The 21,563-nt window shown below is 58.8% G+C and carries 16 protein-coding genes; 12 read left to right on the top strand and 4 right to left on the bottom strand.

From position 1 onward, the window contains the following. Positions 1 to 194 precede the first annotated feature (194 nt). The 11 genes from HF945_RS13010 (at position 195) to HF945_RS13060 (ending at position 13,644) form a co-directional block, all read left to right on the top strand. The gene (locus HF945_RS13010) at positions 195 to 371 is read left to right on the top strand and encodes a hypothetical protein (protein ID WP_007149317.1); all 177 of its coding nucleotides are present in this window, start codon (positions 195 to 197) and stop codon (positions 369 to 371) included. Continuing rightward, the gene (locus HF945_RS13015) at positions 361 to 3,297 is read left to right on the top strand and encodes a sensor histidine kinase (RefSeq protein ID WP_290523000.1); all 2,937 of its coding nucleotides are present in this window, start codon (positions 361 to 363) and stop codon (positions 3,295 to 3,297) included. Before HF945_RS13010 ends, HF945_RS13015 begins: the two co-directional genes overlap by 11 nt. A gap of 76 nt (positions 3,298 to 3,373) precedes the next feature. Then, the gene (locus tag HF945_RS13020) at positions 3,374 to 4,702 is read left to right on the top strand and encodes a sigma-54 dependent transcriptional regulator (protein WP_290523001.1); all 1,329 of its coding nucleotides are present in this window, start codon (positions 3,374 to 3,376) and stop codon (positions 4,700 to 4,702) included. 652 nt (positions 4,703 to 5,354) lie between these two features. Continuing rightward, positions 5,355 to 6,665 (top strand): polynucleotide adenylyltransferase PcnB, encoded by a 1,311-nt coding sequence (gene pcnB / locus HF945_RS13025; RefSeq protein ID WP_290523002.1) that lies wholly within the window; start codon positions 5,355 to 5,357, stop codon positions 6,663 to 6,665. Between the two features lie 5 nt (positions 6,666 to 6,670). Further along, positions 6,671 to 7,174: a 2-amino-4-hydroxy-6-hydroxymethyldihydropteridine diphosphokinase gene (folK, locus tag HF945_RS13030; RefSeq protein ID WP_290523003.1), complete on the top strand. Its 504-nt coding sequence runs from the start codon at positions 6,671 to 6,673 to the stop codon at positions 7,172 to 7,174. Continuing rightward, positions 7,158 to 7,859: a deoxynucleoside kinase gene (locus HF945_RS13035; RefSeq protein WP_290523004.1), complete on the top strand. Its 702-nt coding sequence runs from the start codon at positions 7,158 to 7,160 to the stop codon at positions 7,857 to 7,859. The genes folK and HF945_RS13035 overlap by 17 nt, the downstream gene beginning before the upstream one ends. A 178-nt stretch (positions 7,860 to 8,037) precedes the next feature. Continuing rightward, positions 8,038 to 8,826, top strand: a complete 789-nt coding sequence (gene panB, locus HF945_RS13040; RefSeq protein ID WP_290523005.1) for a 3-methyl-2-oxobutanoate hydroxymethyltransferase — start codon at positions 8,038 to 8,040, stop codon at positions 8,824 to 8,826. 192 nt (positions 8,827 to 9,018) lie between these two features. Continuing rightward, positions 9,019 to 9,876, top strand: coding sequence for a pantoate--beta-alanine ligase (panC, locus tag HF945_RS13045; RefSeq protein WP_290523006.1), 858 nt, complete (start codon positions 9,019 to 9,021; stop codon positions 9,874 to 9,876). 86 nt (positions 9,877 to 9,962) lie between these two features. After that, a complete protein-coding gene (panD, locus tag HF945_RS13050; RefSeq protein WP_161320154.1) occupies positions 9,963 to 10,343 on the top strand; it encodes an aspartate 1-decarboxylase in 381 nt (126 codons plus the stop codon). A 504-nt stretch (positions 10,344 to 10,847) separates the two neighbouring features. Beyond that, on the top strand, positions 10,848 to 12,785 hold the full coding sequence (gene acs, locus HF945_RS13055) for an acetate--CoA ligase (protein WP_290523007.1): 1,938 nt from the start codon (positions 10,848 to 10,850) through the stop codon (positions 12,783 to 12,785). Between the two features lie 547 nt (positions 12,786 to 13,332). Further along, positions 13,333 to 13,644 (top strand): TRL-like family protein, encoded by a 312-nt coding sequence (locus tag HF945_RS13060; RefSeq protein ID WP_290523008.1) that lies wholly within the window; start codon positions 13,333 to 13,335, stop codon positions 13,642 to 13,644. A gap of 501 nt (positions 13,645 to 14,145) precedes the next feature. Here the strand turns inward: HF945_RS13060 and HF945_RS13065 are convergent. The 3 genes from HF945_RS13065 to HF945_RS13075 form a co-directional block, all read right to left on the bottom strand. After that, positions 14,146 to 14,703: a hypothetical protein gene (locus HF945_RS13065; protein ID WP_290523009.1), complete on the bottom strand. Its 558-nt coding sequence runs from the start codon at positions 14,701 to 14,703 to the stop codon at positions 14,146 to 14,148. A gap of 230 nt (positions 14,704 to 14,933) precedes the next feature. Continuing rightward, positions 14,934 to 16,187: an oxygenase MpaB family protein gene (locus tag HF945_RS13070; protein WP_290523010.1), complete on the bottom strand. Its 1,254-nt coding sequence runs from the start codon at positions 16,185 to 16,187 to the stop codon at positions 14,934 to 14,936. A gap of 216 nt (positions 16,188 to 16,403) precedes the next feature. Beyond that, a complete protein-coding gene (locus tag HF945_RS13075) occupies positions 16,404 to 17,408 on the bottom strand; it encodes an AraC family transcriptional regulator (RefSeq protein WP_290523011.1) in 1,005 nt (334 codons plus the stop codon). A 711-nt stretch (positions 17,409 to 18,119) separates the two neighbouring features. On the opposite strand from HF945_RS13075, the gene HF945_RS13080 reads away from it, so the two are divergent. Further along, positions 18,120 to 19,121, top strand: a complete 1,002-nt coding sequence (locus HF945_RS13080) for an IS110 family transposase (protein ID WP_290522807.1) — start codon at positions 18,120 to 18,122, stop codon at positions 19,119 to 19,121. A 120-nt stretch (positions 19,122 to 19,241) separates the two neighbouring features. Here HF945_RS13080 and pnp read toward each other — a convergent pair whose 3' ends face one another. Then, positions 19,242 to 21,335, bottom strand: coding sequence for a polyribonucleotide nucleotidyltransferase (gene pnp, locus HF945_RS13085; RefSeq protein ID WP_290523012.1), 2,094 nt, complete (start codon positions 21,333 to 21,335; stop codon positions 19,242 to 19,244). Positions 21,336 to 21,563: the final 228 nt, after the last annotated feature.

Consider the following 21,563-nt stretch of genomic DNA (forward strand, 5'->3'; position numbering starts at 1 on the left):
AAGCGCGAGATGGGGTTGAGATTGCTTCACCGCTGTGCCCGCGCCGATACGCTGAATCGCGGGCACCGCCTTCGCACTCGCAGCAACCTGCGCCGCGTTTGAACTTTCAACTTTGAACTTGCAACTGCCCTCCCCGCTTTTACACACCTCCCCCACCTGACGTATGCTCTTCGCCTTGAAGGGGCAAAACCACCATGTATACCGACCGCCTGCTGATCATCTTTATTCTGGGAACCTACCTGCTGTCCCCTGCCATCATCGACTGGTGGAGCGAAGGCGGACGGGCGTGGTATCGGCCCTATCTTATCTGGCTGGGATTGATCGCCCTGAGTTACTGGATCGCCAAGAGCAAAGACGTTGATGGCCTATAGTGTCAGTGAACTGATCGCCATCGCCGGCGGTTACCTGCTGTTTCTTTTTCTGGTTGCCTGGATCACCGAGCGGGGCTGGTTACCCGCACGGCTGGTGCGCCACCCTGCGGTGTATGTATTTTCCCTTGGTGTCTACGCCAGTGCCTGGGCGGTGTATGGGGCGGTGGGGTATGCCTATCAATTTGGCTATAACTTCCTGTCCTATTTCCTCGGCATTTCCGGGGTGTTTCTGCTGGCGCCCATTTTGCTGGCACCGATCCTCCGGTTAACGGCGACCTACCAGCTCAGCTCCCTGGCGGACCTGTTTGCGTTCCGCTACCGCAGCCGGCTAGCCGGTGCACTCACCACCATCATCATGCTAATCGGGGTCTTGCCCCTGCTGGCCCTGCAGCTCAAGGCCGTGGGGGAGTCCATTCAAATCCTCACCGGCACCGACGACCCCCGTTCTCTGGCCGGAGGGTTCTGCATCATGATGGTGATCTTCGCCATCCTGTTTGGTGCGCGCCACGCCACCGCCAGGGAAAAGCACGAAGGCCTGGTGGTTGCCATCGCCACCGAATCCCTGATCAAACTGCTGGCATTTGGCGCCGTGGCCTTGCTGGGCTTATACGGTGTTTTTGACGGTCCCGGCGACCTGGGCGCCTGGCTGGACGAGCACCCGGAAATGCTGGCCCGCCTGTACTATCCGCTACAGGATGGTACCTGGCACTCCATGATCATGGCCTTCTTTGTGTCGGCAGTGGTCCTGCCACATATGTTCTACATGGCCTTCACCGAAAACCTGAATCCCCGGGCACTGATCACCGCCAGCTGGGCGCTGCCGCTCATGTTCCTGGTCATGGCACTGTGCGTACCGGTGATCCTCTGGGCCGCCGCCGCCAGCAACGCCCCCACCCCGCCGGATTACTATGTGCTGGGCATCGGCATGGTCACCGGGGGCTCCGGAGCCGTACTGGGTTATCTGGCCGGTCTTGCCGGTGCCAGTGGCATGCTGATCGTGGCGACCCTGGCCCTGTCCGGCATGTGTCTGAATCACCTGGTTCTGCCGGCCAGCCCACTGCATCAGGGGCAGAATCTTTATCGCAACCTGCTCTGGACACGACGTACGCTCATCGCGGCCATTCTCGCACTGGCCTACCTGTTCTACCGTTTCACAGGGGCCGACCACACCCTGGTGGAACTGGGGGTACTCTCTTTTGTCGCCACCCTGCAATTTGTGCCCGGCCTGATTGGCGCCCTGTTCTGGCCTACCGGTAACCGCAACGGCCTGTTCGCAGGCCTGATTGTCGGCTTCCTGCTCTGGCTGTTGCTGCTGGTGCTGCCGATCACCTACCCCAGCCTGCAGATCCCGCAGCTCATGGAGCTGGTCGGTATGCGCTACCAGAACGGCGCCAATCAGTGGCACCATGTGGCCATCGCCTCGGTATCAACCAACGCGCTGCTGTTTGCCATCATCTCCATCGTGACCCCCATGTCCCGGTCAGAAAAGAACGCAGCCGAGGCCTGCGCCGTGGACAGCTTGCGCCGCCCCTACCGGTGGGAACTGGAAGCCAAGAGCGTGGACGATTTCATCGATGCCCTGAGTATGCCGCTGGGTCCCATCACGGCCACCCGGGAAGTGGAAATGGCGCTGCGCGACCTGCGACTGCCCCGTACCGAAACCCGCCCCTATGCCCTGCGGCGCCTGCGCGACCAGCTGGAAACCAATCTCTCCGGTCTGCTCGGCCCCTCGGTGTCACACCAGTTGATGGATGATCATCTACCCTACCTGCCCAAGGAAGAGCAAAGCACCAGCGAAGACATCCAGTTCATCGAGTCACGGCTGGAGCAATACCGGGACCGTCTTTCCGGTCTTGCGGCCGAACTGGACGGGCTACGGCGCTTCCACCGTCAAACCCTGCTGGAACTCCCCATGGGCGTGGTCTCGCTGGGCGCCGACGATGAAATCATCGGCTGGAACCAGGCCATGGAAACTCTCACCGACATCGCCGCTTCGGACACCATCGGTTCACGGCTGGTGGATCTTGATGCCCCCTGGGGCGAGTTCCTCTCCCGTTTCAGTCGAGACGCCAGCGCCCATCAGCCGCAACAATCTCTAGAAGTGGCCGGGCAGACACGTTGGCTGAGCCTGCACAAATCCTCCGTGATGGGCGTGGGCACCGCCGAGCAGGCAGGCGGCCAGGTACTGGTGATCGAAGACATCACTGAACTGCGTCATATGGAAGCACACCTGGCCCACAATGAACGGCTGGCATCCATCGGCCGGCTGGCCGCCGGCGTGGCACATGAAATCGGCAATCCGGTCACCGCCATTGCCTGCCTGGCGCAGAACCTGGAGAGCGACAGTGACGCCCGCGAGCAGATGGAATCCAGCCAGCAAATCCTGGAGCAGACCCGCCGCATCACCCGCATCGTGGAATCCCTGGTCACCTTCAGTCACTCTGGCAGTGTGCGCCAGAGTGAGCACGTGCCCGTCAGCGTTCGCGATACCGTCGACGAGGCCATTTCACTGCTACTGCTGGATCCGGATCATCGCCAGCAACAATTCGAGAATCGCTGCCCGGCGGATAATTGGGTACAGGGCGATCCGCAGCGACTATTACAGGTCTTCATCAACCTGCTCGGCAACGCTGCCGACGCCTGCGAACCTTCACAGCCCATCACGATTCAATGCGAAGCCCTGGAGCCCTGGCTGGAAATCCAGGTGGAAGATCAGGGCCATGGCATTCCCGCCGATGTGCGTGATGCCCTGTTTGAACCCTTTGTGACCAGCAAGAGTCCCGGCCGGGGCACCGGTCTTGGCCTGGCGCTGGTGTACAGTATCATCGAAGAACATTTCGGCAGCATCAGCGTGGAAAGCCCGATCACAGAGAATGGCGGCACCCGCTTTATTATTCGTCTGCCCACCCACAGCATGACAACTTGAGGTAGTATTTTGACAGCACAGCTGTTGAGAAAAGTTGTCCTGAGTATTTGTCGGTCAGTACAGGAACCCGTGATTCATGAGCCACATCCTGATTGTTGAAGACGAACCGGTTATTCGTGGCGCACTGCGAAAGCTGCTGGAACGTCATGACCACTCCGTGGAAGAAGCTGATTCCGTGGAGCAGGCCAGGGAGAAATCCCTCAATCAGTTTGATCTCATCATCAGCGACCTGCGCCTGCCGGGTGAACCCGGCACCAACATGATCGAAGCCGCGGGCAACACCCCGGTGCTGATCATGACCAGTTATGCCAGCCTGCGTTCCGCCGTGGATGCCATGCGCCAGGGGGCAGTGGATTACATTCCCAAGCCCTTTGATCATGACGAAATGCTGCTGGCCGTGGACCGGGTTCTCAAGGAAGGCCGGCTCAACCGCGGTAATCGCGCCCTGCGACGGGATATCGAACGCAATTACCCGGTCCGCAACATGGTGGGCGACAGTGACGTCATGCAGGACCTGCGTCATCGCATCAACCGGGTTGGCCCCACCAATACCCCGGTTCTGATCATGGGCGAAGCGGGCACCGGCAAGGAACTTACCGCCCGAGCCCTGCACGAAAACAGCGAGCGCGCTGCCGGCCCCATGGTGTCGGTGCAATGCGCCGCCGTGCCCCGTAACCTGCAGATCACAGAACTGTTCGGTGACGATGGCCAACCTGGGCGCATCGAGGAGGCGGATGGCGGCACCCTGTTTCTGGATGAAATTGGCGAGCTGGCCAGTGAGGTGCAAAGCCGCCTGCTGACCCTGCTGACCCACCACGAAATCCACCGCCAGGGATCCCTGGCCCCGCGTAAGGTCGATGTGAGAATTCTGGCCAGCAGTCAGCTGGACTTGCCTGCCCGGGTGGCAGAAGGCGCCTTCCGTCAGGATCTCTACTACCGGCTCAACGTGATGGAACTGACCCTGCCACCGCTGCGTGAGCGGGAAAATGATCTGGATCTGCTAGCCGACGCCCTGCTGATGCGCGGCAGCGAAAAACTCAATCGCCACCACCTGCATTTCACCGAATCTGCACGGCAGGCCATGCATAATTACAGTTGGCCCGGAAATGTACGGGAACTGGAAAACGTGATCGAGCGGGCCATTATCCTCACCGAAGAGGATGGCATCGGGCCTGCACAGCTGGGACTTAACCCCAACCGCACCCCGCAACGGGTGAGCCGGGCCAGCCTGGATCCCAGCGAAGATCTCTCCCTGGAGGACTATTTCACCCGTTTCGTCATGGAAAACCAGGACAGCATGACGGAAACCGAACTGGCCCAGAAGCTGGGAATCAGCCGAAAAAGCCTGTGGGAGCGCCGCCAGAGACTGGGAATCCCCCGCAAGAAAGGCGGCGCCCGGCGCTAATTCAGCCTGCCTGTGGGCTCACAGGTACCATTGACCCGCTGAACCAGCACGCTTGTCACCTTGGCCAATCAAAAAATTGCACCTATAGAGCAGAAAAAATCCCCGTCACAGGGGAGTTTGGGTAGAACCCGGTTCAAGTGTTACCTCACTACCCAGGAAAGTAACACTCTTGTTACCCGAACCAGACCTGGTTCACACCCCATTTCATCTTTCACACCTAACCTTCTGTTTTACAAGGATTTTAAGCTTTGTTGCATTGAAGGGGGTCGGCAGGCACTATGAATCCCACGCCAGCAAACAACAAAAACAACGGCGTAACGGCTCAACAATAACAACAAGAAAGAAGAAGAATAATTTTACGAGCTAATGCAGTGCTGCTTGCAGCACTAGGCAGATAACAACACAAACAATAATAACAACAGAATCAGCGCAAAATATGGGAGTCACAACTTCGGTTGTGGCTCCTTTTTACTTTTGGGCTTTCACAAACCCAATTGCCGAGTATACGTGACGATTCCCTCACCCGGCGAGAAAAAAATGCTACCATCGCCGCTTTACTGCTTCTTTATCTGAGTCCGGACATTCACGCATGCCCTGCAAGCTTCTGGAACGTATGACAGGCTGGTTCAAGAAGGGTTCCCAAAATCCCTCAATGAATTCACCCCAGATTATTCCCCGTGACCAACATCCCATCTCTCGCCAGCAGATTTCCCGTGCGGCACTCAATGTGCTCTATGGCCTGCACAAGGCCGGGTTTGAGGCTTTCCTGGTGGGCGGCTGCCTGCGGGACATTCTCAGTGGCCGGGAGCCCAAGGATTTCGACGTCTCCACCAACGCCACCCCGGAACAGGTCCATCGCCTGTTCAAACGCAGCCGTATCATTGGCCGCCGCTTTCAGATCGTCCATGTGCGTTTTGGCCGCGAGGTGATCGAAGTCTCCACCTTCCGGGCCATGAACCGGGAAGAGAATCCGGACAAGCAACAGCATCATGCCCATGAGGAAACCGGACTGGTGCTGCGGGACAACACCTGGGGCAGCATCGAAGAGGATGCCCTGCGCCGTGATTTCACCTGTAATGCGCTCTACTACAACATTGCCGACTTCACCCTGCATGATTTCACTGGCAGCCTGCAGGACATCGAGAACGAGCGCATCCATTTGATCGGCGAGCCCCAGACCCGTTACCGGGAAGATCCGGTGCGCATGCTCCGTGCTGCCCGATTCGCCGCCAAACTGGGCTTCCACATCGATCAGGCCACCGCCGACCCGATCCCCGAACTGGCGGAATTGTTGCTGCAGGTGCCCTCAGCACGGCTGTTTGACGAAGTGCTCAAGCTGTTCCTCAACGGCCATGCCCGCGCATCCTATGAGCAGCTCCAGCAATTGCACCTGTTCAAGTTTCTGTTCCCCGGCACCCAACAGGCGCTGGAAGGCGAAAGTGGCCCGGTGTGGGAAGACATGCTGCTGGCCGCCATGGACAACACCGACAAGCGCCTGGCCGTGGACAAACCCGTCACCCCCGCCTTTATCTACGCGGTGCTGCTGTGGCCAGAAATCCAGCAGCGCATGGGCGGCTATCTGTCCAGCGGCCTGCCCCCGGCCCAGGCCCTGCACAAGGCAGCCACCCGGGCACTGAACGGTCAGATCAAGCACACGGCCATTCCCCGTCGCTTCTCCACCGTCATGCGGGAGATGTGGGAACTGCAGCTGCGCCTCGACAAGCGCGGCGGCCGCCGCGCCGATGCCCTCATGGAGCACCCCCGTTTCCGGGCGGCCTATGATTTCCTGCTACTGCGCGAGCAAGCCGGGGAAATCAAACCGGGGCTCGGGGACTGGTGGACCCGCTATCAGGAAGAAGACGAACAGGGCCGGCGCCAGATGATCAGCAATCTGGGTAACCAGGGGGGTGGCAACAAGCGCCGCCGCCGTCGTCGCCCCCGCAAACCCAAGGCCGACAGCTAAGGCTCATGCAGGCCTATATCGGACTCGGTAGCAACCTGAACAATCCGGCACAGCGTCTGATCAGTGCCCTGACGGCGCTGCAGCGGCTGCCCGGCATCCGCCTGCTGCATCACTCGCGGCTTTTCAGTAGCGCCCCTGTGGGCCCCCAGGACCAGCCCGACTTCGTGAATGCGGTGGCCGCCCTTGACTGCCACTGCACGCCCCTGGAACTGCTCCACACCTTGCAGGCTCTGGAACTGGCCGCCGGACGCCAGCGCATACGTCACTGGGGCGAGCGCACCCTGGACCTGGATATCCTGCTGCTCGATGAGCGCCGTATCGACACACCTGAACTGCAAGTCCCCCACCCCCAGATGATCTACCGGGCCTTTGTACTGTTGCCACTGATGGACATTGCTCCCAATGCCCACTTGCCCGATGGCACCGCACTGAGTAGCTTTCTTGAAAAGGTAACGGATCAGCAACTGTCGCCACTGACGGAACTGGATTGTAATGCCCTCATCGAATGACAAGACGCTCACCGAGCGTCTGGAACAGCGCCGCCAGGCCGGCACCCTGCCCCGCTTCATCGCCGTGGAGGGCCCCATCGGCGCCGGCAAGACCAGCCTGGCCCGCCGCCTGGCCATGACCTTTGGTTACGATCTGCTGCTGGAGCAGGCGGAAGAAAACCCCTTCCTGACCCGTTTTTACCAGGACCCCGCTCGCTACGCCCTGCAGACCGAGCTTTTCTTCCTGTTCCAGCGTGCCGACCAGCTCCGCCAGATTCAGCAACAGGATCTGTTTGCCGGGCCCCGTATCGCCGATTTCCTGATCGACAAGAACCGACTGTTTGCCCAGGTGACCCTGGATGACGACGAGTTCGAACTGTATCGCAACGTGGATGACCACCTGACCCTGGATGCGCCGCAACCGGATCTGGTGATCTACCTGCAGGCCCCGCCCCAGGTCCTTCGACAGCGCATCACCCGGCGCGGCAATGATTTCGAGCAGCGCATTGAGGGTGACTATCTTGACCGGCTCAGCAACGCGTACACCGAGTTCTTCCATTTTTATGACCGTGCCCCCCTGCTGATCGTCAATGCGGCAGAGATTGATCTGGTCAGCCACGACCGCGACTATCAACAACTGGTCAGCGAGCTGCTGGACATCCGCTCCGGGCGACACTATTTTAACCCCCGGCCGCTGGTCGACTGAGTTGAAAGTTCAAAGTTGAAAGTTCAAAAGCGCGGAATAGCACGTTGCCTCACTGATAACGTCCTGGCCGCGGGACTTTTGACACCCTCGCGGGCACAGCCTGTACGCAGCGAAGGACTGGCCCGCGTTTCAACTTTAAACTTTCAACTTTCAACTGAATTTCCCTGGGAGGTTTCCCGTGTCCGTAACCATTCGCACCCTGCAGAAGCGCAAACAGGACGGTGAAAAGTTCTCCGTTCTGACCGCCTACGACGCCTGTTTCGCCCAGCTGATTTCCAGTGCAGGCGTGGACGCCATTCTGGTGGGCGACTCTCTGGGTAACGTGATCCAGGGACAATCCAGCACCGTACCGGTGACGCTGGAGCAGATGGCCTACCACACCGAATGCGTGGCCCGCGGCAATCAAGGCAGCCTGGTCATGGCCGATGTGCCCTTCATGGGCGCCGCCACCGTGGAGCGCGCACTGGAAAGCGCCACCGCCCTGATGCAGGCCGGCGCCAACATGGTCAAGCTGGAGGGCAGCGCCTGGCTGGCAGAGAGCATCGAACTGCTCAATCGCAACGGCATTCCGGTGTGCGCCCACATGGGCCTGACCCCGCAGGCGGTGAACGCCCTGGGCGGCTATCGGGTACAGGGCAAGGATGACGACAGCGCCAATGAAATGCTGGAAGCCGCCCGCACCCTGGAACAGGCGGGCGCCGCCATGCTACTGCTGGAATGTGTACCCCGCGAACTGAGCACCCGCATTACCCAGGCCGTGAACATCCCGGTGATTGGTATCGGCGCGGCTCCGGAATGTGACGGCCAGGTCCTGGTGATGCACGACATGCTCGGCATTAGCCCCGGCAAACCCGCCCGTTTCGTGAAGAACTTCATGGCCGACGCCAGCGATATTCCGTCCGCGTTCAAGGCGTATCATGAAGCGGTACTCGCCGGCACCTTCCCGGCAGACGAGCATTGCTTTTAAACCCAGTTGAAAGTTAAAAGTTTAAAGTTGAAAAGCGCGGGCCGGGTTTTGCGGAACAGCCCCTCTCTGCCCGCGCTCAAACGTTTCTGCGCGGGGCACACTTTCGAGGCCACCCTCCGGCCATGGATTCGCGTTTAAACTTTCAACTTTGAACTTTAAACTAGCCCCTCCCCAATCCTGAGGTCTCCCCCCATGCAAACAGCCCATACCGTCTCCCAAGTTCGCGAAGTGGTTCGTGGCTGGCATCGCGAAGGCTTGAACGTGGGCTTTGTGCCCACCATGGGCAATCTGCACAGCGGCCATATCAGCCTGGTGCGCGAGGCCATGGCCCGCTGCGACAAGGTGGTGGTCTCCATTTTCGTCAACCCGACCCAGTTCGGCCCCAACGAAGACTTTGACCGCTACCCTCGCACCCTGGACGCCGACGCCGCCCAGCTGGTGGAAGTGGGGGCCGATCTGCTGTTTGCGCCGTCTGTGGATGAGATGTATCCGCTGGGCCAGAACCAGACCTGGGTAGACGTAGACAGCCTGGGGGACTATCTGTGCGGCGCCAGCCGTGAGGGCCATTTTCGTGGTGTCACCACGGTGGTGTCCAAGCTGTTCAACATCGTCCAGCCGGACGTTGCCGTGTTCGGCGAGAAGGATTTCCAGCAGCTGGCGATCCTGCGTCGCATGTGCGAAGAGCAGCTGTTTCCGGTAAAGATCGTCGGCGCCCCCACCAGCCGGGAGGAGGACGGCCTGGCAAAAAGCTCAAGAAACGGCTTTCTCAGCGAGAGTGAGCGCAAACTTGCCCCGAAAATTTACGCCACACTTACCGCCCTGCGTGACGATATCGAGCAGGGTGAACGGGATTTCCGCGCCCTTGAACAACGTTACACAGACACCCTCAACGGGACCGGTTTTCAGGTGGATTACCTGACTATTGCCAACGCCAGAAGCCTGGCGCCAGCGGCCAAAAACGACACCGAACTGGTGATTGCCGTAGCCGCCAAACTGGGGCAAACGCGATTGATAGACAATGTCTCACTGGCCGTTGTAGACAACTCTTGATTCGTGCATACTTCGGGCCCCTTAGCGCCTGCTTGGTTGTAACGTCCTGTAATTGCAGGCTTTGGGTAGTGTGAGAGGTAACCAACATGCAGTGCACCATGCTGAAAGCGAAACTCCATCAGGCTCGTGTCACCCACGCGGAACTCGAGTACGAAGGCTCTTGTGCCATCGATGGTGATCTGATGGACATGGCGGGTATCCTGGAGTACGAACAGATCCAGATCTACAACATCGACAACGGCGAGCGTTTCGAAACCTACGCGATCCGTGGCGAAGCAGGATCCAAGATCATTTCTGTCAATGGTGCAGCGGCACACAAGGCTCAGCCCGGTCACCGAGTGATCATCTGCGCCTACGCAAGCTACTCCAGCGCCGAACTGGTCAACTTCAAGCCCAGCCTGATCTACATGGATGAAGGCAATGCCGTCAAAGGCACCAGCAACGCGATTCCGGTTCAGGTCGCCTGATCCCGATTCCGTTCAAAAGGATTATTTAAAACGCCGGCTTTTGCCGGCGTTTTTTTATGCCGCGTTGCGGCTGCAGCACGCTTCATGCACCACGCAACACGCCAGGCAAAACTCGCTTCTGGAATCCTTACCTCGCCAAGGCTCGGATCGCCTGCAGGCAAGTTATTCGCTTCGCTCACCCTCCGGGCCGCACTGCGTGCGTTACTCCGCTACGCTCCGTTCCTACAGCGGCTCCGCACCTCCCGCGTCGGCCTTTCGCGTCCACCGCCATCACAGGGCGCCCCTTCCCCATCCGCGCAGCTATTAACTGTTAACTATTCACTATTAACTGCTCTTCAACTTGGCCATCAGTCGACGCTTTGTTTACTCTTGGGACAGGCCATTTCTTCCCGCCCATCCCCTACGACCATGGTGGAATAGGCGAGGCGAGAGATACTCACAATAATGAAGGAAAAACAGGGAGCCAGACGGGCTCCCAGAGGCAGTATTCCAAGGAGGCCCTTGATGTCCAAGCCCATCGTTCACCCCGTTCCCGAAAGCTTCAAGTCGCACGCCCTGCTGGACCGCGAGACCTACGATCGTCTTTATGCACAGTCCATCAACGACCCGGACACCTTCTGGTCCGAGCGCGCCAACGAATTTCTGGACTGGAAAACACCATGGGACACCGTCAGCGACTGGGACTTTAAAGAAGGCCGCGCCGCCTGGTTCAAAGGCGCCACCCTGAACGTCTGCTACAACTGCGTGGATCGCCACCTACCAGAGCGTGCCAACCAGACCGCCATCATCTGGGAAGGCGACGAGCCGGATCAGGACAAGCACATCAGCTATCAGGAACTGTTCGAGGAAGTCAGCAAGTTCGGCAACGTGCTCAAGAATCGCGGCGTCAAGAAAGGGGATCGCGTGGTGATCTACATGCCGATGATCCCGGAAGCGGCCTACGCCATGCTGGCCTGCGCCCGCATTGGCGCCATTCATTCCGTGGTGTTTGGCGGCTTCTCCCCCGAAGCACTCAAGGACCGCATCAATGATGCCGGCGCCTGCGCCGTGATCACCGCCGATGAAGGGGTGCGCGGCGGCAAGACCGTGCCGCTCAAGGTCAATGCGGACAAGGCCATGGACGGTATCGACAGCGTCCACACCTGCGTGACCGTCCAACGAACCGGTGGCGATGTGGCCTGGCAGGAAGCGCGGGATGTCTGGTACCACGATGCCATCGCCAATGCCTCCAGCGATTGTGAACCGGAATGGGTAGACGCCGAAGACCCGCTTTTCACCCTTTATACCTCCGGCTCCACCGGCAAGCCCAAGGGCGTGGTTCACACCTCTGCCGGCTACCTGCTCAGCGCCGCGCTGACCCACAAATACGTGTTCGACTACCACGAGGGGGACATCTACTGGTGTACCGCGGATGTGGGCTGGATCACCGGGCACAGCTATATTGTCTACGGCCCGCTGGCCAACGGCGCCACCACCCTGATGTTCGAAGGGGTACCGACTTATCCGGATGCCTCACGCTGTTGGCAAGTGGTCGACAAGCACAAGGTGAATATCTTCTACACCGCCCCCACTGCCATCCGTGCCCTCATGGGGGTAGGCGATGAACCGGTGACCCGGACTTCTCGCAGCTCGCTCAAACTGCTGGGCACCGTTGGCGAGCCGATCAACCCGGAAGCCTGGGAGTGGTATTACAAGGTAGTGGGTGAATCCCGCTGCCCGATCGTGGATACCTGGTGGCAGACCGAAACCGGCGCCATCATGATCGCCCCGCTACCCGGCGCCGTGGACCTGAAACCTGGTTCAGCCACCCTGCCCATGTTCGGTGTAAAGCCCGTTCTGATGGACCCGGACGGCAACGAACTGGAAGGCGCCACCTCCGGCAACCTGGCCATCAAGTCCAGCTGGCCCAGCCAGATCCGCACGGTCTACGGTGATCACCAGCGCATGATCGACACCTACTTCAGTGCCTACAAGGGCTATTACTTCACCGGTGACGGCGCCCGTCGTGATGAAGATGGCTACTTCTGGATCACCGGCCGGGTGGACGACGTGCTGAACGTATCCGGCCATCGCCTGGGCACCGCCGAGATCGAATCCGCGTTGGTGCTGCACCCGAGTATCTCTGAAGCCGCCGTGGTGGGTTACCAGCATGACGTGAAGGGCCAGGGTGTGTACGCCTATGTGTCCCTGATGGCCGGCAAGGAGGGCAGCGACGAGCTGGTGAAGGAACTGCGCGATCTGGTGACCCAGGAAATCGGTCCTATCGCCAAACCGGACCTGATCCACTTCGCCCCCGGCCTGCCCAAGACCCGCTCCGGGAAGATCATGCGTCGCATCCTGCGCAAGATCGCCGCCAACGAACTGGACTCCCTGGGCGACACCTCCACCCTGGCCGATCCCGGTGTGGTGGATCAGCTGATCGATACGCGCCTCAACAAGTAACCTTCAGCAGCCAGACAAAAACGGCGGCCCAAAAGGCCGCCGTTTTTTTGTGCCGCTTCGCGGCTGCAGCACGCTTCACGCAACATGCAACACGCCAAAAGCAAACCTGTCGGGTTGCAGGTCTGCTGTAGGAGCCTGCCAGCAGGCGATCCGAGCCTGAGCGAGGTAAGGATTCCAGAGACGGGTTTCGAGTCACGGGTTTCGAAAATCAAAAGCCCAGTACTGATCAGAGGCCCTGGTTTTGAGGTTTTCGCAACTTGTCACTTGTGACTAGCGTCTTTATCTCGCCTTGGCTCTAATCGCCTGCAGGCATACCCTGACGAGCACAGAGGGCTCCTACAGTGCGGGCCGCACTCCGAGCTTAACTCCGCTACGCTCCGTTCCTGCAGCAGCTTCGAGTCCATCCTTACCGGGCCGACTTGCGCTTTCTCGCACCAAAGACCACGTCAATCTCTGACAAATACAGTCCCTCCTCTCCGACAGACATATTTTTGTCATAAGGCATCCTTGCGCACGCAAACAACATTGTGAAAACCAAGGAGAAAACATGAAAAAGCTGTGCATGCTTGCCGCCGTTTCCGGCACCCTGTTCCTGACTGGTTGCCAGACCCCCTACTCCCCCGGGATGATCTACAGCGACATGGCGGCGCCAGTAGACGTGCGCGACAACACCGTTGCCTGCACCAAGGAAGGCTCCGCCACCATGCAGAACTACCTGGGCTTCCTGGCCACCGGTGACGCCTCCACCGCTGCTGCCAAGCAGGATGCTGGCATCACCAAGGTAGGCACCGTGGACGTAAAGTTCATGAATATCCTGGGCCTGTACGGCAAGACCACCACCTCTGTCTGCGGCGAATAGCTGACTCCTATCGAGGCAGGGCACTCACGCCCTGCTTTCTCCCTTCGCTTACACGCTCACTCCCGCAGTCCCGCACCCGCTTTTACCTTTCTCAAGTTTGATTCGCGGTGCGTGTTGAAGCCGCACAGCGGCCCCCCAAAAGGGTTCATCGCGGATTTCCGGGAAAGACCCACCTTCCCGTAGGAGCGTCGCTGGCGGCGCGATTTCAGACCAGGATCAAAAAACGTTTTCACCACAGGGGTCACTGAAACCTCGGATCGGGAGCCGTTGCCAGAACCTTCGTTCAGCAAGCTGAATCTCCCACCAGACACCGGTTTCGCCCGGGCGAAGTAAAGCGCTGATATCGCGCCGTCACCGAGCGCAGCGAAGGAACGCCTGACAAGGCGGCCCCGCAGGGGTGAGCGGAGCGAATAATCGACGTCCCTACGGGAAGGCCTTGTAACAGCAACTTCCCGCTAACCCGCGATGAACCAAAAAAAGGCCGGCATAAGCCGGCCTCTTTTAATTAATCCGTACCAGACGATCTCTATAAGCATCTGGAACTTGATCAATCATCAAGACTGTCAACTCGTCAGCATCCTCGGCCTCACCCCGCTCGGTTTTTTCCTGAGCTGCTCCATCTGACTCTACTGCTGCATCATTCGCAGGCTGGATTGTTTCGGAAAGCGCCACCTGAACATGGTCTTCAAGCTTCCACATCGCGCCCGTTGCAGGGTCGATAATCAGGAATCCAAGGATCCCACCAAAAAGCAGATTCCCAATATACCAGCCATCCATTCCGGCCTTGAGCGGCAGAGTGACTGACTCATATCCCGGTTTTTCAAACGTCACCAGATAACTAGCTTTTGAAAAAAAGCCATTCTCTGCAGACAATGAAATGGTTGCCGGGGTCACTCCAGCCATCACATCATAGCCCCTCTTCGCATTCTTGATTTTGTACCGAACCCCTTCCGGCGAAGCATTGATCGTAACCGGATAACTAGAATCTGAGACAATAGAAGCGCAACCTGAAAAAAACAGACTCCCCAGAATCAGAACGCCCCCAACTACCCTTTTCATATTTTCTCCATTTTTTAAATCACGAAAACGCCAGAAATGGCAGCCGGGCAGTTTAGCTCAAAGGGCAATTTGTTGCATTTATGTGAACACAAAGAGGCTCCGGATTGATCAACAGAAACAGCACGGAGGCCGCTGTTTTTCTTTTCCCATGTTGCGTGAGCGTGCAGCAGCCGCAGAGCGGCCCCAAAAAAAGGCCGGCATAAGCCGGCCTTGAAGCAGCGAACAGTCCCTCAGGAATAATTGGGGTTATTCATGTCGGGGATCTCGATGTTGATCTCCTGTCCTTCCGCCAGGTACCACATGGCGCCCTGTCGCAACATCTCGTCACAGGCCCAGTAGAACTGGCTGGAGCCCGGCATGTACAGGCCGTACTCCTTCATGGTGACAAAGTAGGGCCAGCTGTATGCCAGCCCCTGGTCCTGGATCGGATGGCGCGGGATTTCCAGCCACTCTGCAATCTGGTCCCCCAGGAAGTAGCGGGTGAAGGACTCCATCATTGGACGGGTGAGCACGCCTCCATCCACCTCGGCAGCCAGATCAAGCAGGATATGCGCCAGCTTGATACCCTCCGGCGTGGGGGCCAGTACCGGATCGAGAATCTGCGGTGCCTGGGCATAGGCGCCATCCCAGTCAGCCGGAATGTATTCATCACGCACACCCAGCATGTGTGCCGCTACCTGCCAGGAATGCAGGAAGGCATTCGCCTGGCTATCTGACACCCGCACGCCCCACTGATCCAGGGCACGCATCACGGAGGTGGGCAGGCTGTGCCAGGTGACCAGGATATCGCGCTGGGAAATTGGCTTGGGTTGGTCAGCCGTGCCCTGCCAGTGAGGAGACTGCGGCAACAGATGGCGCACACCAGCATGGGCCAGACGGGTCTTCACAGCGGTCACCACCATCTCCGCATTGGGGTTGTGAAAGCCCCCCATGGAACCGATGTCGTAACCGAACTTGGCGGTGCGCGAGATACGGCGCTTCATGTCAGCGCCCCCTTTGGAGTAGTACACGGCACGGGCTTCATGAGGAATCACGGTGCTCATCATGCCGCTCACGAACCCATAGGCCACCCCCAGGTAGGTGCCACGGTCCTGGTTGAACTTGTCAGCGGCATTCAGCTTGTCCATGTCCGCCCAGCTGGGCAGCTGGCGCGCCTCTTCAATAAAATCGTGCAGGTAGTCGGGCAGGCCGGCGGGCAGCGGCTGGCTGTTCTTCTTCCAGCTGCAGAGAATCTGGTTAACTTCCTGAACCTTGCCCTCATCAATCAGGCGCACCACCACCGGATCGGCTTCGTCGTCATACACATAGGACGGCGGCACAGTGACACCACCGATGCCGGCCACGGACTGGCTACCCGCCCAGCTCCAGCCCGGCACCATCACACTGGCGCCAACGGCCCCGGACAGGGCCAGAAAGCTGCGACGGTTCATTGAGGTGGACGCTTCGGGTGAGGCGGAGGCAGAAGGAGACTTTGTTTTTTTCATGGACAATTCCTTATCGATTCAAGCCAAAACAGAGAGACAAATGCAAGGACATGTCTCAACGAAGGCCGCAGTGTGACCCAGCCAGAAATGGGCCATTTGCTTTTTCGCGCAGCTTTTTTGTTTTCAGGCGCGCTGTTACAAAATGCCTAAACTTTTGCCGCTCCGCGGCTACTGGACGCACACGCAAAAGGACATAAGGAAGACATGGCCGGCACGTTACATTTCTACCTGGCGTCGAAACGCCGTAGCGGAGCAGCCATGCCAGCGTCGAAATGAGTGGGAGAAGCTGCTCAGAGCGCCATAACCCAGGATGTCGGCAATGTCAGACAGACTGAGAGAGGATTGCTGCAGGTATTTCAGGGCCAGATCAGAACGGACCTGATCCTTGATCAGCTTGAAGCTGGTGCCAACGCCGGCGAGGTGTTCCTGCAGGGTGCGGGGCGCCATGCCGAACACCCGGCTAACATCCTGCAACGTACAAGGGGCATAGGGCAGCAAGGCCCTCACCACGCCTTCCACCCTCCGGCTAATGCCGGCGTTCAGTGCCTGCTGATCCAACCGCAGCATGGCACTCAGTAGCGCCCGGGAGCGAAACCCGGATTCATTTACCGGGCGTGCCAGGGTGGCATGGTCCAGGAAAAGGGCATTGCGCTCTGCCTGAAACTGGACCCGGGAGCCAAAGACTTGTTGGTGGTCATGCATCTGTGGCGGCGCCGAATGGCGAAACTGCACCCATGAGGGTGCCCACTGCGGATCGGCGCGCAGGCGGATCTCATTGCAGAACACGGCGATCACGAACTCCACCGCCTGGACATTGCTACCGCTAAGGCCCGCAGCCGTATCCCAGCCGACAAACACGCCCCTATCCACCTCCTCCAGTGTCACTGCGGCTGCCGTGGTGAACAGCTCGTAGTGGCCAGCCAGATCATCAAACATCTGGCGAACGGTCTCCGCATTGCGTAACAGCACCCAGAGAGGCCCGAGGATAGCCATCCCCGAGCGGAGCCCCAGACGAATGCCGAAGCTGCGGCAGTCTGCGCGTTCAGCCGCACGCTCCAGAAACGTGCCCACCCGGCCCGCCGGCACCGGCAGGTCAGACTTTTGCAGGGCCGCGGGATCCATACGGAGTTCGTTCATCAACGGCTTCGGGTCACCACCATGGGCAATCAATAATTCAGCGGCACCATGAAGCGTTGAGCTGGGGAGAAAGTTGCCAGTCATCGCGTTGCATAGGTTGTTATTCTTCACCCATTTTTAACGCGACCTGTGATCCGGATATACAGGACTAATGTTGTCCGCTTGATACAGTTGTTTGCATTTGTCTTGCTGGTAGCGTTCAGGCCTGGATTGGCCAAAAGCGATTTTCGATCTTGATGTGGCAACGTAGCGTCGCTAAGTAACGCACGGAGTGCGGTCCGAAGGGTGAGCGAAGCGAATAACTTGCTTGCAAACGAAGCGTTTCCCACACTCGTCCCGCCTTCGCTTGCAGGCAAGTTCCTACAGTGAGAATCGGAGCAACGCTCGCTGATACTGATATTCAGTCAGCCATTCCCGTTAATCCGCGATGAACCTTTTTTGTGGGAGCCTGCCTGCAGGCGATCCGAGGATGAAAGGAAACCCCGCCGCGTTGCGGATTGGGCGCATTTCTACCTCGCCGGGGCTCGGATCGCTCAGGCAAGCTGAGCTCCTTGTATGTTGCCACCTCACCATATGAATTATGGTATCGCCGTTACCGGGGAGGCCGTTCGCTCCTGGAAGCAGCTTGCTCTGACTTCGTCTGTAGAGCGGCTCCCCGCCTCATTACCTACTCCGAAGGGTATCCCGAAGCCGCTTGCGCGAGACTTCGTATCACAAGGTCGGTAGCAGGTAAGTCAGTGCGAGGTCGGGGAACCGGTGACTATTGTCGTTAATTCAGCGTTGTGAGTGAAGGGTATGTCTGTATTTGCCGGTGTGGATATTGGTGCTAGATCTGTGGATGTTGTGAGCTTTGGCGATGACAGGTTCAGCAAGCCCAAGCAGTACAAGCAGTCCCCTGATGGCCACCATTCCCTGATTCGCGCGATGAAAAAACTTCGACCGAAGTGCATCGTCATGGAAGCAACGGGGGTGTATTACTTTGATCTGGCGGTGGCTCTGGTTGAGGCTGGCCTGCCCGTGGCAGTGATTAACCCCAAAAGCACCAAGAACTTCGCCAATATCAAGCTGCAGAACAGCAAGACCGACAGCATAGATGCGGCACTGCTGGCCGAGTACGGCATGCGTATGGAGCCCCGGTTGTGGACACCACCAGATCAGCACCGTCAGGCCCTTCGAAGCCTCGGAAGGCAGATCAACCGCCTGACCGGTAGCCGGACACAAGCAAAGAACCGCCTCCACGCCATGAAGGCCACGCTGTCTACGCCCACGCTGCTCGTTGAAGATGAGCAGGAAGCCATTGAGATGCTGGATCGACGCATTGATCGGCTGAAGCGGGCTGCGGTGGAGCTTCTGGGACAATCACCTAAGCTCAAGCGCTTGTATAAGCACTTCTGCGCGGCCAAAGGCATCGCGGAGGCAACGGCCCTCGCATTGCTGGCTGAGCTGTGCGTCTTGCCGGATCACCTGAAATCCGCTCAGGTAAGCCGTCATGCCGGCCTGGATATACGCCTGTACCAGTCTGGAAGCAGCGTTCATCAGGCCTCAAGGATCAGTAAAGCGGGCAACGTGTACATACGCTCAGCCTTGTATATGCCTGCCATGTCAGCCGTGCGCTTTGATCCGAATGCCAAGGCATTTTATGAGGCCCAGGTGGCCCGCGGGAAAACCAAGCTGCAGGCCCAGGTGGCAGTAATGCGTAAGTACCTGACAGGCCTGTGGGCCTGCGTTAAGACGGACACCCCGTTCGATTCATCACTGCTTTTTAGTGATTGCCATGCGAAAAATGCTTGCGCTTGAACAGGGTATCTACAGTGGCTTCGTAGCCGCCTTTGCGTGAAGCCTGTGGCGGCCGCAGAGCAGCAACAAAAAAAGGCCGGCGAATGCCGGCCTTTTTTGTGCTTCGGAAACTGATCAGGATCAGTCTTCCTTGGCTTCCTTCATGGACAGCTTGATGCGGCCACGCTGGTCTACGTCGAGGACTTTCACCTTGATGATGTCGCCTTCGTTCACGTAGTCAGATACCTTCTCCACACGCTCTTCAGCGATCTGGGAGATGTGCAGCAGACCTTCGGTGCCCGGCAGGATGGCCACGAATGCGCCGAAGTCCACCACGCGGGTAACCTTGCCTTCGTAGATGGTGCCCACTTCGGCTTCCGCGGTGATCTCTTCCACGCGACGTACCGCTTCATCCGCTTTCTCACGGGTCTCACCGTAGATCTTCACGCTGCCATCGTCTTCGATGTCGATGGTACAGCCGGTTTCTTCGGTGAGAGCACGGATGGTGGCGCCGCCCTTGCCGATCACGTCACGGATCTTGTCCGGGTTGATCTTCAGGGTCAGCAGGGTCGGGGCGTTCTCGGACACTTCGCTGCGGGACGCACCGATGGCCTTGGACATTTCACCGAGGATATGCAGACGGCCGGCGTTAGCCTGTTCCAGCGCCTTCTCCATGATCTCTTCGGTGATGCCTTCGATCTTGATATCCATCTGCAGGGCAGTTACGCCACGCTGGGTACCGGCCACTTTAAAGTCCATGTCGCCCAGGTGATCTTCGTCACCGAGGATATCGGACAGTACCGCGAAACGGCCGTCTTCTTCCTTCACCAGGCCCATGGCAATACCGGCCACCGGCGCGGTCAGGGGAACACCCGCGTCCATCAGCGCCATGGAAGTACCACATACGGACGCCATGGAAGAGGAACCGTTGGACTCGGTGATCTCGGATACCACACGGATGGTGTAGGGGAAGTCCTGCACGGTGGGCAGTACCGCCTGTACACCACGACGGGCCAGACGGCCGTGACCGATCTCACGACGCTTGGGAGAGCCGATCATGCCGGTCTCGCCGACGCAGTAGGGAGGGAAGTTATAGTGCAGCATGAAGTGATCCTGACGGGATCCTTCCAGTGCGTCGATGAACTGGGCATCGCGCATGCCACCCAGGGTAGCGGCAACGATGGCCTGGGTCTCACCACGGGTGAACAGTGCAGAACCGTGGGTCTTGGCCAGTGCGCCAACCTGACAGTCGATGGCACGGACGGCGTCCAGGGCTCGACCGTCGATACGCGGCTTGCCGGATACCACAGCTTCACGCACCACGTTCTTCTCGATCTTGCCGAACAGGTCTTTCACTTCACCGGCTTCCGGTGCACCTTCTTCGCCGGTGGCGAATTCAGCAACACAGGCATCACGCAGCTCGCCCACTTTGGCGTAACGGGCCATCTTCTCGGTGATGGTGTAAGCCTCAGCCAGGCCCGCTTCGAACTTGGCCTTGATGGCATCTTTCAGTTCGGTGTTCACGGCCGGGGCAGTCCAGTCCCAGGTCTCGGTGCCCACTTCGGCAGCGAATTCCTTGATACCCTGGATCACCGGCTGCATTTCCATGTGGCCGAACAGCACGGCGCCCAGCATCTGGTCTTCAGACAGTTCTTTCGCTTCGGATTCCACCATCAATACAGCAGGCTCGGTACCGGCAACGACCAGGTCCAGTGCGGACTCGGCCAGCTCGGCGTAGCTCGGGTTGAGGATGTACATGCCATCCTTGAAGCCGACACGGGCGGCACCGATAGGACCGCTGAACGGAATACCGGAGATGGACAGGGCCGCGGAAGTACCGATCATGGCAGCGATATCCGGATCGTTTTCCTTATCCACGGACATCACGGTGGCCACCACCTGCACTTCGTTCATGAAGCCATTGGGGAACAGCGGGCGGATCGGACGGTCGATCAGGCGGCAGGTCAGGGTTTCTTTCTCGCTGGGACGACCTTCACGCTTGAGGAAGCCACCCGGGATACGGCCGGCGGCGTAAGTCTTTTCCTGGTAGTTCACGGTCAGGGGGAAGAAGTTCTTGCTCGGATCGGCTTCTTTCTTGCCTACCACGGTAACCAGCACTTCGGTGGCACCGATGCGAACCATGACAGCAGCAGTCGCCTGGCGGGCAATCTGCCCGGTTTCCAGGATGACCGTGTCACGGCCGTACTGAATCTCTTTGGTGATTTTATTGAACATATCTCGTCTCTTCTCTCTTCTTCACGACAATCTTCGAGGCCCATGCCTCTGACAACACTCTTCAATGCTCGCGCATCATAACCCGCCAGCCCGTAGGGCGGAAATCGGCGTGAGCCGATCTCCGCCAAAAAGACATCGCTTGCAGGCAAGCTCCTACGGCACAGAGGGATTGCATGCCCCCAGAAACAACAAAAGCCCGGCAAGGCCGAGCTTCTGTTGTTGCTACCT

This window comes from Alcanivorax sp., from assembly GCF_017794965.1.
In the GTDB taxonomy this organism is placed as follows: domain Bacteria; phylum Pseudomonadota; class Gammaproteobacteria; order Pseudomonadales; family Alcanivoracaceae; genus Alcanivorax.